Annotated in this window: 15 protein-coding genes; 13 read left to right on the forward strand and 2 right to left on the reverse strand. The window is 35.1% G+C overall.

The genetic code is table 11. The annotated features are described in order from the left end of the window. Window positions 1-49 precede the first annotated feature (49 nt). From AC4PRO_RS06755 to AC4PRO_RS06795, 9 genes are all read left to right on the forward strand, one after another. A complete protein-coding gene (locus tag AC4PRO_RS06755) occupies window positions 50-646 on the forward strand; it encodes an anthranilate synthase component II (protein WP_492116808.1) in 597 nt (198 codons plus the stop codon). 74 nt (window positions 647-720) lie between these two features. Beyond that, window positions 721-1,713: an anthranilate phosphoribosyltransferase gene (trpD, locus tag AC4PRO_RS06760; protein WP_492116809.1), complete on the forward strand. Its 993-nt coding sequence runs from the start codon at window positions 721-723 to the stop codon at window positions 1,711-1,713. Window positions 1,714-1,846: 133 nt separating this feature from the next. Further along, window positions 1,847-2,632 (forward strand): indole-3-glycerol phosphate synthase TrpC, encoded by a 786-nt coding sequence (gene trpC, locus AC4PRO_RS06765; RefSeq protein ID WP_492116810.1) that lies wholly within the window; start codon window positions 1,847-1,849, stop codon window positions 2,630-2,632. A 159-nt stretch (window positions 2,633-2,791) separates the two neighbouring features. Then, the gene (locus AC4PRO_RS06770) at window positions 2,792-3,415 is read left to right on the forward strand and encodes a phosphoribosylanthranilate isomerase (RefSeq protein WP_449403943.1); all 624 of its coding nucleotides are present in this window, start codon (window positions 2,792-2,794) and stop codon (window positions 3,413-3,415) included. Between the two features lie 12 nt (window positions 3,416-3,427). Beyond that, window positions 3,428-4,609 (forward strand): tryptophan synthase subunit beta, encoded by a 1,182-nt coding sequence (gene trpB / locus AC4PRO_RS06775; RefSeq protein ID WP_492116811.1) that lies wholly within the window; start codon window positions 3,428-3,430, stop codon window positions 4,607-4,609. Window positions 4,610-4,816: 207 nt separating this feature from the next. Then, window positions 4,817-5,137 (forward strand): gamma-glutamylcyclotransferase family protein, encoded by a 321-nt coding sequence (locus tag AC4PRO_RS06780; protein WP_492116812.1) that lies wholly within the window; start codon window positions 4,817-4,819, stop codon window positions 5,135-5,137. Between the two features lie 53 nt (window positions 5,138-5,190). Beyond that, the gene (trpA, locus tag AC4PRO_RS06785; RefSeq protein WP_492116813.1) at window positions 5,191-5,952 is read left to right on the forward strand and encodes a tryptophan synthase subunit alpha; all 762 of its coding nucleotides are present in this window, start codon (window positions 5,191-5,193) and stop codon (window positions 5,950-5,952) included. Window positions 5,953-6,372: 420 nt separating this feature from the next. Then, on the forward strand, window positions 6,373-6,522 hold the full coding sequence (locus tag AC4PRO_RS06790) for a hypothetical protein (RefSeq protein ID WP_492116814.1): 150 nt from the start codon (window positions 6,373-6,375) through the stop codon (window positions 6,520-6,522). A 520-nt stretch (window positions 6,523-7,042) separates the two neighbouring features. Beyond that, window positions 7,043-7,939, forward strand: coding sequence for a metalloprotease (locus AC4PRO_RS06795; RefSeq protein ID WP_074723026.1), 897 nt, complete (start codon window positions 7,043-7,045; stop codon window positions 7,937-7,939). A 154-nt stretch (window positions 7,940-8,093) separates the two neighbouring features. Here the strand turns inward: AC4PRO_RS06795 and AC4PRO_RS06800 are convergent, their stop codons facing one another. Together AC4PRO_RS06800 and AC4PRO_RS06805 are read right to left on the reverse strand one after the other, a co-directional pair. Next, window positions 8,094-8,645: a DUF4494 domain-containing protein gene (locus AC4PRO_RS06800; protein ID WP_074722842.1), complete on the reverse strand. Its 552-nt coding sequence runs from the start codon at window positions 8,643-8,645 to the stop codon at window positions 8,094-8,096. Window positions 8,646-8,819: 174 nt separating this feature from the next. After that, window positions 8,820-9,389 (reverse strand): C40 family peptidase, encoded by a 570-nt coding sequence (locus AC4PRO_RS06805; protein ID WP_492116815.1) that lies wholly within the window; start codon window positions 9,387-9,389, stop codon window positions 8,820-8,822. Between the two features lie 349 nt (window positions 9,390-9,738). On the opposite strand from AC4PRO_RS06805, the gene AC4PRO_RS06810 reads away from it, so the two are divergent. Genes AC4PRO_RS06810 through AC4PRO_RS06825 form a run of 4 tightly spaced genes read left to right on the forward strand, consistent with a single transcriptional unit; the run spans window position 9,739 to window position 14,366 of the window. Next, on the forward strand, window positions 9,739-10,371 hold the full coding sequence (locus AC4PRO_RS06810) for a TetR/AcrR family transcriptional regulator (RefSeq protein WP_074722843.1): 633 nt from the start codon (window positions 9,739-9,741) through the stop codon (window positions 10,369-10,371). Beyond that, window positions 10,361-11,686: a TolC family protein gene (locus AC4PRO_RS06815; RefSeq protein ID WP_492116816.1), complete on the forward strand. Its 1,326-nt coding sequence runs from the start codon at window positions 10,361-10,363 to the stop codon at window positions 11,684-11,686. Before AC4PRO_RS06810 ends, AC4PRO_RS06815 begins: the two co-directional genes overlap by 11 nt. A gap of 12 nt (window positions 11,687-11,698) precedes the next feature. Further along, entirely contained in the window at window positions 11,699-12,778 is a 1,080-nt protein-coding gene (locus tag AC4PRO_RS06820) for an HlyD family secretion protein (RefSeq protein WP_074722845.1), read from the forward strand. A 1-nt stretch (window position 12,779) separates the two neighbouring features. Continuing rightward, the gene (locus tag AC4PRO_RS06825; protein ID WP_074722846.1) at window positions 12,780-14,366 is read left to right on the forward strand and encodes an MDR family MFS transporter; all 1,587 of its coding nucleotides are present in this window, start codon (window positions 12,780-12,782) and stop codon (window positions 14,364-14,366) included. Window positions 14,367-14,377 lie beyond the last annotated feature (11 nt).

A 14,377-nucleotide genomic window follows, 5' to 3' on the forward strand; every position in this document is an offset into this window, starting at 1 on the left:
TGGCAGAACCTGAAACTTTAAACTTTAAACTTTAAACAAAAAAGACAAAATGAAAAAAATATTAGTTATAGATAATTACGATAGTTTCACTTACAATCTTGTCCATTATCTGGAAGATTTAGAGTGCGAAGTGACGGTATACAGAAACGATGAATTTGAGATCGATGAGATTGCAGGATTTGATAAAATACTGCTTTCCCCTGGCCCTGGAGTTCCTGAAGAAGCCGGATTGTTGAAAGCTGTGATTCGGAAATACGGCGCTAGCAAAAGCATTCTGGGCGTTTGCCTTGGGCAGCAAGCAATTGGAGAAGTCTTTGGAGGAACGTTATCAAATCTAGACAAGGTATATCATGGTGTTGCAACAATGGTAACACAATCTGTAAATGACGAACATTTATTTGATGGTTTAGAAAAAGATTTTGAAGTGGGACGCTATCATTCTTGGGTTGTCGATGCGACATTGCCTGAAATGCTAGAAGCGACTTCTTTTGATGAAAATGGTCAAGTAATGTCCTTGCGTCACAGAACATTTGATGTTCGTGGGGTACAATTTCACCCAGAAAGTGTGTTGACTCCAAACGGGAAAAAAATATTGGAGAATTGGGTAATAAGCCCCCTATCCCCCAAAGGAGGAACAAATAATTAAAACGAATTTAAATTATAAAAACCCTATTTACCCCAATAGGTACTCCCCTCCTTCGGAGGGGTTGGGGTAGGCTAATGAAAAATATATTAAACAGATTAATCAATCACGAAATGCTCACCGCAGCAGAAGCAAAAGAGGTCTTGGTCAATATATCCCTAGGAAGTTATAATGCAAGTCAAATCTCCGCATTTCTTACGGTCTTTATGATGCGTAGCATTAGCATCGAAGAACTTTCTGGTTTTAGAGAAGCCTTATTAGACTTATGTATCCGCGTTGACTTATCAGATTACAATACGATTGATTTATGCGGAACGGGCGGTGACGGAAAAGACACTTTTAACATTTCTACGCTAGCCTCTTTTATAGCTTCGGGAGCAGGAATAAAAGTTGCCAAACACGGTAACTACGGAGTTTCGTCTATTTCTGGTTCTAGTAATGTGATGGAAAAACTGGGAATCAAATTCAGTAATGATGCCGCTTTCTTAGAGCGAAGTATTGACAAAGCGGGGATTTGCGTTTTGCATGCTCCTTTATTTCACCCTGCGATGAAAAACGTAGGCCCCATCCGAAAAGAACTGGCGGTAAAAACCTTTTTTAATATGCTAGGGCCGATGGTAAACCCATCATTCCCAAAGAATCAATTGGTAGGGGTTTTTAATTTAGAACTGGCTAGAATCTACTCTTATTTATATCAAAATACCGATGTGAATGTTACCATTCTACATTCATTAGATGGCTATGACGAAGTTTCATTGACTGGTCCTACAAAGATTATCACGAGTTCGATGGAAGGAGTCCTAAACCCAGAAGATTTTGGCGTTAGCCTCTTAGCACAAAGCGAAATCGAAGGAGGAAAAACAATCGAAGCATCAGCCCAAATGTTTACCGACATCATTTCCGGAAAAGGAACAGAAGCCCAAAACAATGTGGTTTGTGCCAATGCTGGAATGGCAATTGCAACGGTAACAAAATGTACCCCGCTCGAAGGATTTGAATTAGCTAAAGAAAGTTTGCTGTCTGGAAAAGGATTAAAAGCATTGACTACTTTACAGGAATTGAGTAGGTAAAAAAAAATACAAAACCATACACGAATTTCACAAATTCCCACTAATTAATTTGTGTAAATTAACGAAATTCGTATTTGATTTTAGTTAATCATAAGTGATTTAATATTGACTAAAACTTTAAACAAATTAAACGATGAATATCCTAGATAAAATAATAGTTGATAAAAGAAGAGAAGTTATTCTCAAAAAATCAATCATTCCGGTTTCTCAATTGGAAGCTTCCGTTTTTTTTTCAAAAAAGACCATTTCATTAAGTAAAAATTTAAGAAATAGCACTTCTGGAATTATCGCAGAACACAAACGACGTTCTCCATCAAAAGCGGAGATAAATTATAGTTTCACGGTGGAAGAAGTCGTAAAAGGATACGAGAGTGCCGGTGCCTGTGGAATTTCGGTATTGACGGATGGGAAATATTTTGGTGGTTCTTTAGATGATTTACTTTTGGCGAGAGCCTCAGTAAACATCCCTTTACTGCGAAAAGAATTTATTGTAGATGAATACCAAATCCTGGAAGCGAAAGCCTATGGAGCCGATTTAATTTTGCTCATAGCGGCGGTATTAACCAGAGAAGAAATCAAATCCTTATCTCAATTTGCAAAGAGTTTAGGACTGGAAGTATTATTGGAAGTACACAATCAAGAAGAGTTGGAGAAATCAATTATGCCAACATTGGATATGATTGGTGTCAACAATAGAAACTTGAAAACTTTTGAAGTAAGTCTAGATTTCAGCAAACAATTAGCGGCACAAATACCAGACGAATTTGTAAAAATTTCCGAAAGTGGTATTTCATCTGTTGAAGCGATAAACGAATTAAAACCCTTTGGCTACAAAGGTTTTCTAATAGGTGAAAACTTCATGAAAACAGAAAATGCTGGAAAATCGGCGAAGGAATTCATAAAGCAACTAGCCCCTTAACCCCCGAAGAGGAACTCCATTTTTGTGGAAAAAAAAGTCAAGAGAAAGTCAAGCAAAGCTTTAAAAACTTCGCGAGAAGTTATTAAAGCTAAATAAATGATCATGAAAAATTTAGACAAACATAACATAACGTCTCCCTTCCTTTCGGGGAGGGCTGGGGTGGGAATAAAAATCTGCGGCATGAAATACCCCGATAACATACTCGAAGTGGGATCACTCCTACCCGATTATATGGGTTTTATCTTTTGGGAAAAATCGGCTCGCTATTTTGACGGCATCATTCCTACTCTGCCAAAATCCATAAAAAAAGTTGGCGTTTTTGTCAATGAGATAATGGACAATATTTCTGAAAAAGTCAAAAAACATGATTTACAGGCTGTTCAGTTGCATGGAAAAGAATCAGTCGATTTTTGCGAAACATTACGCAACCAATTGCCAAACAACATCGAAATCATCAAGGTGTTTTCTATCCAAGATGAATTTGACTTTAACGTTTTGGAACCGTTCGAAGCGGTCTGCGATTATTTCCTTTTTGATACTAAAGGGAAATTACCTGGAGGAAACGGAACGACTTTCAATTGGAAAGTATTAGAAAATTATCCTTCGACCAAACCCTTTTTCCTTAGTGGCGGAATAGGACTCGAAGAATTAGAAGCAGTTAAACAAATATTAAAAATGAATCTACCCGTTTATGCTATTGATGTAAACAGTAAATTTGAAACAGCGCCGGGATTAAAAAACATAAACCTTGTACGGACAATTTGCGAATTGCACCTACAATAAAAAGAAAAAAAAATGAGCTACCACGTAAACGAAAAAGGCTATTACGGTGAATTTGGAGGAGCCTACATTCCTGAAATGTTATATCCAAATGTTGAAGAATTACGCCAACAATATTTAAAAATCACTGCAGAACCAAGCTTTCAAGCAGAGTTTGATGCACTTTTAAAAGATTATGTAGGACGTCCTACTCCTCTATATTTTGCAGAACGCTTATCTGAAGAATACAATACAAAAGTATACCTTAAAAGAGAAGATTTATGTCACACTGGAGCACATAAAATCAACAATACCATTGGCCAAATTTTACTTGCCAAACGTTTGGGTAAAACCCGTATTATTGCCGAAACTGGTGCAGGCCAACATGGTGTTGCGACAGCAACTGTCTGTGCTTTAATGGGATTGCAGTGCATCGTCTATATGGGCGAAGTTGACATCAAGCGCCAGGCGCCCAATGTAGCGCGTATGAAGATGCTAGGTGCCGAAGTGCGTCCGGCACTTTCAGGATCCAAAACCTTAAAAGACGCGACAAACGAAGCTATCCGCGACTGGATCAACAATCCAGTAGACACCTATTACATCATCGGTTCTGTGGTAGGACCACATCCATATCCTGATATGGTGGCTCGTTTTCAAAGTGTCATCTCTCAAGAGATAAAAACACAATTACTGGAAAAAGAAGGAACAGAAAAACCTGATTATGTTATTGCCTGCGTTGGTGGCGGAAGCAATGCTGCCGGTACATATTACCATTTTATCGATGATGAAGACGTAAAGATCATCGCTGTCGAAGCGGCAGGTCTAGGAGTAGATTCTGGAGAAAGTGCAGCTACCTCCGTATTAGGAAAAGTAGGTGTGATTCATGGTAGCAAGACCTTATTGATGCAATCTACAGATGGCCAAATTACCGAACCGTATTCCATTTCGGCAGGATTGGATTACCCGGGCGTTGGTCCTATGCACGCTAATCTTTATGCAACGGGAAGAGCGCAGTTTATCTCGATTACTGATGAACAAGCGATGCAATGGGGATTAAAACTTTCTAAAATGGAAGGACTTATTCCGGCGATTGAAAGTGCTCATGCTTTTGCTGTTCTCGACGAAATGAAATTCAAACCAGAGGATATTGTGGTGATTAATCTGTCCGGACGTGGCGACAAAGATTTAAATACGTATATTGACTACTTTAAATTGTAAAAAGGGTTGATCCTGAATCATTTTCAGGGCGTTCCCGCGTACCCTGAAAAAAGTTTCAGGGCAAGCGGGCGGGCTGTTTGCTATATTCCCGATTAACAAAAACTACGGCAATCGCCTTGTTTTTCTAAATCGGGAGATGCCGCTTCCATCACTAACGCAATCCACACAAGAAGATCAGATTTAAAAATAAATTATAAATAGAAAAAAATGGAAAATTTATTTGCCTACGGTTCTTTAAGAGAAGAAGATGTACAAAAAACTGTCTTTGGACGAATCCTAAAAGGGATTCCAGAAAAATTATCGGGATATGCGGTAAAACAAATTGAAATTGAAGAAGAATTTGGAATAGAAACCTATCCGATTATCACTCCCACCGAAGATAATAAAGATGCAATTCATGGAATAGTGTATGAACTAACCTTAGACGAACTTCAACTTTCTGATACCTACGAAGGAAACTCTTATACCCGCATCCAAGTCCCTTTAGAATCAAAACAATTAGTCTGGGCTTATAGCGCCAAAGTATAAACCAATCAAAAACAGACTGCAAAACAGATTCACAATCTGATAAAATAGTAAAAATGAACAGAATAAATCAAAAATTACAAGCAGACAAAAAGATACTCTCCATCTACTTCTCTGCTGGATATCCTAACTTAAACGATACCGTACAAATCATTCAGGATTTGGAAAAAAGTGGCGTAGACATGATCGAAATCGGATTACCGTTTTCTGATCCATTGGCTGATGGTCCAACCATACAAGCCAGCTCCACTCAGGCCTTACATAACGGAATGACCACCCAAGTTTTGTTTGACCAACTAAAAGACATTCGGAAATCAGTTTCTATTCCTTTAATAATCATGGGATATTTCAACCCAATGTTACAATATGGCGTGGAAAATTTCTGTAAGAAATGTGCTGAAATCGGTATTGATGGCCTAATCATTCCTGACCTTCCAGTTGATGTCTATGCCGATGAGTACAAAGCTACTTTTGAGAAATACGACCTAATTAATGTACTCTTAATTACACCGCAAACTTCTGACGAACGCATTGGATTTATCGATAGTGTCTCAAATGGATTTATCTATATGGTAAGCTCCGCAAGTGTAACGGGATCACAATCTGGTTTTGGAAGTACACAAGAAGCGTATTTCAAACGCATCGCTGACATGAACTTACGCAACCCTCAAGTCATCGGTTTTGGAATAAACAACAAAGAAACCTTTAATCAGGCTACACAATTTACCAAAGGTGCCATCATTGGAAGCGCATTTATCCAGTACCTAACGGAAAACGGAACAGGGAAAATTGAAGATTTTGTAAAAGCAATTCGATAAACTTCTTTTTTAGATAAAGGCTAGACGTCGTTTAATCTCGTTTTAAAACGAGATTAAACGACGCTTTTTTTATTGTGCAGTGTATAAAAAAATACGACTATTTGTAAGTATCTATTTCTATATTAGCAATTATATAAAAAATGCTATTATCACAGAAAGCCATGAGTTACCATCCACTCCGCAAAACTGAATTAATAATAAAAAAAAACATAGCACTAATATCTATTTTTATGAGTTTCGTTTTAATAGTAACAAATATTATTACGGTCGAAAAATTTGACACTGGATTTTGATTAAGAATCATATCAAGTTCTTTGTGATTTTTAGCAATGTTTCTAACTCTTCAAAAAAAAAGAATTAAATATTAAACAAAATCACTCAATCGCTAAAAACACGACAAAACGGAATGGAACGCAGACAATGGTAGTAGTACTTGGCGTTTTTGGAATAGTCACTTCATTTGTAGTTGAAAATCCTATAATAGGTGACCCTTTATTTATTTTGTGTGCTCTTGGTATCGGTTTTATCTTCAAATGGATTCCTTTTAGAAAACGAAATTTGAATAAATAATCTTAATAATGCAATGGTATCACACAATTACTATAGGATTTTTCAATATCAACTTTAACTTTCTAGAAACTCATTTTTGGACTATCGATACAAGTTTTTGTTACTCTAAAACTTAGAAAAATTACTGCAATAATAAAAATTCTCAATTAATTCTTTTTTTGATTTCAAAACCATCTTTTTGAAATTAATTTATCAACAAACTACAAAAAAACCCGATTAAAGGAATGATAAATTTATTTTAACAAGTAAAATATTTCTTTTTAATTAAAAAAAGGGAGTTTTTTATTTAAAAATAAGGGTAAGAAGTACTTTTTATTTATTTATTTATTAACTCTTTTATTTTGTAAATAAATTCTGCTTAACCCGTATTGTCCCTAGACTTTCAGTAATTATTAAAAAAATAAAATACATCTATGTTATAGGCAATACACAAAACAATTCTCTAAAATTTTAAGATTTTCATAACAAAATGATAATTTTCACTATGTTTACAACATTAATTAACCCCAAATTATTCATAATGAAAAAAAATAAATTTAGCAGAATTAACACCATTTTCTGCACAGCGGTATCTTTATCGCTTTTAGTAGCATGTTCAAATAATGAAGAAGTTGAAGCCCCACTATCTGCGACAGCTTTAGAAAAAGTTGATCTACAACCCGACCTATTAAATGCACAATGTAGTTATGTTGATGGTAACTGGAGCTCAACAGCCTACTTGAACACTACAATGATCAACACTACGCAAACTAATTTTATTTATGCACAAAACACAAAAATCGCCAATGTTTTTGGCCAAAGTGCAGTAACCCTTAAAATGGTACACGATAACAGTAACCCCAACTCTACTTACAATGCGATTTCGTATTCTAATCCTAAGAAAATTTATTTTGGGGAGGCAATATACATCGCTGCACTTAACAAAGGCCAAATTGTTCCAGCAATGATTTTGGCTCATGAATTTGGTCATCAATTGCAATACACCTACAATTTGCCATCGAAACCAGAAAATACAGCAAGACCTAATGAATTAGAAGCGGATGGTTTTGCAGGGTATTACATGAAAAGACCTACAGGATACAATGCAAGTTGGACAGCTGCTGGGCCTGGTTTTGAATTTGCTTATGCTATTGGTGATTACAACACAACGAGCGCTGGTCATCATGGCACGCCTCCACAAAGACGTTCTGCAGCACGTTTAGGATGGTATTTAGGAGATTATGCTTTATCCGCTAGTGATTTTGATTATAATTTTTTCTATTATTATGATGGTGTATTATCAGGAACATATCGTACAACTACTCCTGAACGAATCGATCCGAAAATTGATGCTTTCATCAAATCTAAAATGAGTGAGTTACAAAAAATTAGATCTGGTGAAATTTCTGCTGAAGAATTTACAAAACTTAAAGACTAAAATAACACCACCAGTAATTTTAAAAAAGAGGACTTTGGCGTCCTCTTTTTTATATACTAAATTGTCCCATCCTGAATCAGATTTATAATTTGTGACTCGAGACTAAAGGTATAATGCACTCCATAATTTGGGGTAATTATTTTAATTATAATAACTAGGAAGCCGTTTCTTCTTCGACAGCAAATTCCATAGTATCTTCTGCTTCTACTACAACTTCAGGTCTAGCAGCCTTTAGTGCGTTAAACTTTTCTATTTTTTCCAAATCTTCTTCTTCTCCTGAGAAATACGGGAAAACATCCATAATAGGAGATTCTGAAACAGCTGGAATATTATATTCACCCATGGTGCTTTGCATGATTCCCATTGTATTATCAAAAGCTTCTTTTACATCATTAGCCTGTACTAAAAAATACATATTAGTTTTGCGTTCTTTACCACTTTCTTCATCATAAGCTAATAAAGAAATTTTTGATTTAAACCAGCGATCACAATTTTCAAAAGGATGAATCTCAGCATAATTAGCCACTTTTATATTCGTGATTTTAAACTCTTCACTGATATAAGCTGACATTTCTTCATTAATTCTACTTTCGGCTTCGGTATACGATAAAGCATCTACCAAATAAGGTTCTGTCGTAATCTTTTGACCTCCAGTTTCATCTGTTTTTCTATATTTAACTTTGCATTCGTACCAAGTTGTGCTCATCTATTTATTTTTTAGGATGTCAAAGATAGATTTTAAAGGAAAAAAAATCGGTTATTATTGAAATAGATATTCACAATTTTGAATATATGTTACTGTTCGTTTTTTTCTAATTGCATTTTTTACTTTACCTCAACAAAATTCATAATACCCATTGCACAATTACTGTCTCCGAATCTATAAGACTCGTATTGCTTTGACAAATCTTCTTGTATATCCTCGCTGTTTTAGACTTGAAATAATCACTTTCATATCCCGACCTGAAGTTGCGTGAATAAAATCACTTTCCATTCCTTTTGGATTAGAAACGATACCCAAATGCCCAATAACATTTCTGGTCGGACTTAAAAACAACAAAACATCTCCCTTTTTCACGCTTTCAATGGCGATTTCTTTCCCAAAATTATCAAATTGTGAAGAGCTTCTTGGAACCTGAATTTTAAAATGCTGAAAAACAAAGTATACAAATCCTGAACAGTCAAACCCATCCCTGCTGCACCCAGCTTCAACATAAGGTGTACCCACTAAATCCATCCCAAAACTAACGATACTGTCCCGCAAGGGAACATTAATTTGACTTCCATTTATTGGTGCGTCCTTGACGAGCATTTCCTTCTTTTCTGGCAACCTCTTACCTACTATCCCCTTATCTGCCCTCAATGATCTGTAGGCGAAACTGATCAAAACAATCAGTACTAAACTAATGGTTGTCAATGACTTTAGGCGATTTATATTATTAGATGTCATAAAAACAAAATTAGAAAAAGTATAAATTTATAAATGGCTGTAGATGTAGCGCGCCTTGCATAATTCAATAAGTAAATGTTACCTAAGACACTCTAACCTACTTTACAAATCTAACTAAATTTAGAAAAAATGAACAGAAATTCTCAAAAAAAGCAACTAACGCCCATTTTCAGTCCCTACGAAAAACAGTAAGTTATAAAGTCTAAAACGATCTCAATAGGAATATTCTTTTTTAATTCTATTCTCCGTTTAACTTCTATAGCACTTACTTGTTAAATAAATGTTAAAATTAAATTAAACAAGTGTTTAATTTAAACACTTGTTTAATTTTGAAACATATTTAAAATCAATGGCATTCAAAACAGATTTTAACGACAAACAAATTCAAATCCTACAAGTAGCAGAAATCTTATTTGCTGAGAAAGGTTTTGACGGAACTTCCATTCGAAATATAGCAAAAGAAGCCAAGATTAATATCGCTATGGTTTCTTATTATTTTGGTTCAAAGGAACGTTTACTGGAATCCCTAATATTTTATAGAACTAAAGATTTAAAGATACAGATTGAAAATTTGTTGGTTGAAAATCTAGATCCTATTGCAAAAATTAATAAACTGATTGAAATTTACATCAATAAGATCAATTGCAATAAGGGAATTTTTAGAATCCTTCACTTTGAAGTAGCGACCAAAAAAAAGGAATTAAATATAAAATCCTTTTATGAGTTGCGAAAAAGCAATTTAAAATCTCTAGAAGCTATCATTAATGAAGGCCAGGATAAAGGTGTTTTTAGAAAAGACATTTCGATTCCGCTAATCACTCCCACGATTCTAGGTACTTTTTTTCACTTTCATATGAATAAAGAGTATTTCATGAATTTATTACAGCTAAACACTGAAGATTTGTACAATAATTATATAAATGTCAACCTGACAAAACACATTCAACAAACCATAAAAGCACTTCTGATATATGAAAGTTAGTCAACTCATGCTCTTTGGGATATTCTTCATCGGAATTTCATCAATAGAAGCGCAAGAAAAAACGAGTTTAACACTCGATGAAGCCATTCATTTGGCTTGGGCCAAAAGCAATGAAGTTTCATTGGCAAACACAAAAGTCACAACTAAAAAATTAGAACTACAGTCAGTTAAAAACAGCCGCTATCCTGATTTGAAAATTTCAGGACAATACCAACGATTAACGAAAGCATCCATTGATTTCAAAATAAATAAAAGTAGTGATTCTGGGCCGCTTCCTGTTGTAGATCAATTAATGATAGGACAAGTAAGCGCTAGTCTTCCCATATTTTCTGGTTTTAAAATTCAAAACACCATTAAAGCCTACGATAACATGTATCAGGCTGAAACGGCCGCTGCAATGCAAACGAAAGAAGAAGTGGCGATGATGGTCGTTAACTACTATGCCAGTTTGTATAAAGCACAAAAAACGGTTCAACTTTTAAAAGAAAATCAAAAAAGTGCTCAACAACGGGCTACTGATTTTCTTGAATTGGAAAAAAACGGTATTATTCCAAGAAATGATCTGTTAAAATCACAACTTCAAGTTTCAAAAGTACAGCTGTCTTTAGACCAAGCTATCAGTGAATTAAATACAGTGAATTTTGAGCTTGTCAGTCTGTTAAAAATGGATTCAAAAACAAAATTAGAAATCAAAGAAAGTGATTTTGCCGACTTCCAAATGACTAACATTCCAACTAATGACGAGCTAGCATTGGGAAACCGTAAAGATTTAGAATCCATTCGATTACAAGAAAAAGCTAGTTTAGCTACTATTCAAATGGCTAAAAGCGGTTATTACCCTTCTATTTCAATCATTAGTGGTTATACTGCATTAGATTTAAAAAATGTTCTCACAGTGCAAAACGCCATGAACATTGGTGTTGGCGTATCCTATGATTTAAGCGGTATTCTAAAAAATGGTACCAATGTTAAAATAGCAGAAAGCAAAGCACTTGAAGTACAAAATTCAGAAATGATGCTTACTGACTATATCAAAATACAAGTACAAAAAGCCATTGAAGATTATGATTTAGCTTTAAAACAAGATCTAGTTTACAATCAGGCGGTGGAACAAGCATCAGAAAATTACAGAATAATCAGAGATAAATATGATAACGGTTTATCTGACACCAACGATCTTCTTGAGGCTGATGTAGAGCAACTGGGTTCTAATATCAATAAAACACTAACAAGGGCTAATGTTATCCAAAAATACTATGAATTGCTTTCTGTAAGCGGGCAATTAAACCAAACTTTCAATCTTTCAAAAATATAATCGACACTTAAAATGACTAAGAAAAAGACCAATACCAAGTTTATCATTATAATTACTTCATTAGTATTATTAGGTGTTATTTATGGAACCTATAAGTATATTCATTCCCTTTCTCACGAAGGAACTGATGATGCACAAATTGAGAAAAACATGAACCCAATTATCCCAAGAGTATCAGGATACGTAAGCAAGGTGTTTATAAAAGACAACGATTTCGTAAAAAAAGGAGATACTTTATTTACAATTGACAAGAAAGATTACCAATTAAAAATAGACGAAGCAACAGCAAATCTGGCTGCAGCCGAAGGAAATTTAGAAATTACAAAAGCAGACATCGGTAGTATTCTGGCTAGTATTTCTGTGTCGGAAGCTAATGTGAAGTCAGCCGGCGGAAACATTGAAAGTGCTAAAATAAAATTAGATCGCGTAAGTAGTGATTACAACCGATATAACAATTTATATAAAAGCCATACGATCACAAAACAACAATACGAACAGGCTTTAGCGGCTAAATTAGAGGCTGAGAATCAAGTACGTATTTTGCAACAGCAAGAAAAAGCAAGTGCTTTTCAAAAATCAGTTGTTGTGGCAAAATCAAAAGCAACTGACAAACAAACGGATGTGGCTGATGCCAATATCAAAAGAGCTAAAGCATTACTTGCCTCTGCAGTTTTGAATTTAAGTTATACCGCTATCACTGCAGCAATTGACGGACAGGTTTCTAAAATAGATATTCAACCAGGACAGTTAGTTCAACCAGGACAATCTCTTTTTTATATTATCAACAACAATGAAGCATGGGTTGTAGCTAATTTTAAAGAAACGCAATTGAATAAAATGGTGATTGGGCAAAAAGTGACTATCAAAGTAGATGCCTATCCTGATTATGCTTTTAATGGAACGGTTACTTCTTTTTCTCCTGCAACTGGAGCGCGTTTTTCTATTTTACCTCCAGATAATGCAACTGGTAATTTTGTAAAAACGATTCAACGTTTACCCGTAAAAATTAGCATTGATGCAAACAACGATATTGAAAAAATAAAATTATTACGTCCGGGAATGAATGTGGATGTAGACGTACATATAAAATAAAATGGTAATAGGACAAGGAGACGACGATTTAGTCGAATACGGCTTTAGACGGGTTATCATCACAATAACGGCAGTACTATGTGCTTTGCTGGAAATTGTAGATACCACTATTGTAAATGTAGCGCTAACGAACATGAGAGGAAGTTTGGGTGCGACCTTAACAGACGTTGCTTGGGTTATTACTGCCTATGCAATTGCAAATGTGATTGTAATCCCAATGACCAGTTGGCTTTCACAACAATTTGGACGAAGAAATTACTTTGCTGTTTCGATAATTATTTTTACCGTTGCTTCTTTTTTATGTGGTAACGCTACTAATATATGGGAATTAGTGGCCTTCCGATTTATTCAAGGTCTTGGAGGTGGTGCCTTATTGGTAACGGCACAAACGATTATTACAGAGAGCTATCCTATTGCAAAAAGAGGAATGGCGCAAGCTATCTATGGAATGGGTGTAATTGTAGGTCCTACGTTGGGCCCTCCTTTAGGTGGGTATCTTGTAGATCATTTTTCATGGCCTTACATTTTTTACATCAATATTCCACTGGGTATTATCGCGACTCTTTTGACTTTAAGTTTTGTTAAAAGCCCAAAATACGGAGAAAAATTGAAGTCGAATCAAGTCGATTGGATAGGAATCATTCTTTTGGCATCCTTTATTGGTTCATTACAATTCGTACTGGAACATGGGCAACAAGATGACTGGTTTAACAACAAATTGATTATTTTATTAAGTGTAGTTTCATTATTTGGCTTAATCCTCTTCATCTGGAGGGAATTAACCTATAAATATCCAATCGTAAATTTAAGTGTTCTGAAGGACGGGAATTTGAGAATTGGTACGCTTATGGCTTTCATTCTTGGTTTTGGATTGTATGGTTCCACATTAATAATTCCAATATACACACAATCCATTTTAGGATGGACTGCCACTGATGCTGGTTTATTATTGATTCCCGGTTCTATAACTACTGCTTTTATGATGCCAATTATTGGTAAATTGATTCAAAAAGGAGTTCCTCAAGGGTACATGATTGGTGTTGGGTTCTTAGTTTTCTTTTTATTTACCTTAATGATGCACAATAGCATGACACCCGATACCGGCGAAGAACATATGTATTGGGCTTTAATTTTAAGAGGAGTTGGTTTAGGATTGCTTTTCGTGCCTATTACTACTTTATCGCTATCTACTTTATCAGGTAAAAACATTGGTGAAGGAGCTGCGTTTACAGGTATGATGAGACAATTGGGAGGTTCATTTGGTATTGCCATCATAACTACTTTTATTACACGATTCAGTCAGGAACATCGCGTCAATCTGATAGCACACTTAGATAGCAGTAAATTTGAAGTACAACAACGATTACAGCTTTTGCAAAAAGGATTTATGTCAAAAGGATTCACTGCCAATGAATCTATGAAAAAAGCCTATCAGGCAATTGATTATTCGGTATTAAAGCAAAGTACTGTATTATCGTATATGGATATTTTTATGTATCTGGGTATTATGTTCCTCTGTTGTATTCCAATTATATTCTTCATCAAAAGAGGAAAAAACAAAATCAATCCGGCCGATGCCATGCATTAATATTCATAAAA

It is taken from the genome of Flavobacterium sp. DW-iso2, assembly GCF_058725285.1.

Excerpts from the sequence above, each read along its gene's own strand:
- AC4PRO_RS06755 (WP_492116808.1), top strand. The coding sequence starts at position 50 with ATGAAAAAAATATTAGTTATAGATAATTACGATAGTTTCACTTACAAT.
- trpD (WP_492116809.1), top strand. The coding sequence starts at position 721 with ATGAAAAATATATTAAACAGATTAATCAATCACGAAATGCTCACCGCA.
- trpC (WP_492116810.1), top strand. The coding sequence starts at position 1,847 with ATGAATATCCTAGATAAAATAATAGTTGATAAAAGAAGAGAAGTTATT.
- trpB (WP_492116811.1), top strand. The coding sequence starts at position 3,428 with ATGAGCTACCACGTAAACGAAAAAGGCTATTACGGTGAATTTGGAGGA.
- AC4PRO_RS06780 (WP_492116812.1), top strand. The coding sequence starts at position 4,817 with ATGGAAAATTTATTTGCCTACGGTTCTTTAAGAGAAGAAGATGTACAA.
- trpA (WP_492116813.1), top strand. The coding sequence starts at position 5,191 with ATGAACAGAATAAATCAAAAATTACAAGCAGACAAAAAGATACTCTCC.
- AC4PRO_RS06790 (WP_492116814.1), top strand. The coding sequence starts at position 6,373 with ATGGTAGTAGTACTTGGCGTTTTTGGAATAGTCACTTCATTTGTAGTT.
- AC4PRO_RS06795 (WP_074723026.1), top strand. The coding sequence starts at position 7,043 with ATGAAAAAAAATAAATTTAGCAGAATTAACACCATTTTCTGCACAGCG.
- AC4PRO_RS06800 (WP_074722842.1), bottom strand. The coding sequence starts at position 8,645 with ATGAGCACAACTTGGTACGAATGCAAAGTTAAATATAGAAAAACAGAT.
- AC4PRO_RS06805 (WP_492116815.1), bottom strand. The coding sequence starts at position 9,389 with ATGACATCTAATAATATAAATCGCCTAAAGTCATTGACAACCATTAGT.
- AC4PRO_RS06810 (WP_074722843.1), top strand. The coding sequence starts at position 9,739 with ATGGCATTCAAAACAGATTTTAACGACAAACAAATTCAAATCCTACAA.
- AC4PRO_RS06815 (WP_492116816.1), top strand. The coding sequence starts at position 10,361 with ATGAAAGTTAGTCAACTCATGCTCTTTGGGATATTCTTCATCGGAATT.
- AC4PRO_RS06820 (WP_074722845.1), top strand. The coding sequence starts at position 11,699 with ATGACTAAGAAAAAGACCAATACCAAGTTTATCATTATAATTACTTCA.
- AC4PRO_RS06825 (WP_074722846.1), top strand. The coding sequence starts at position 12,780 with ATGGTAATAGGACAAGGAGACGACGATTTAGTCGAATACGGCTTTAGA.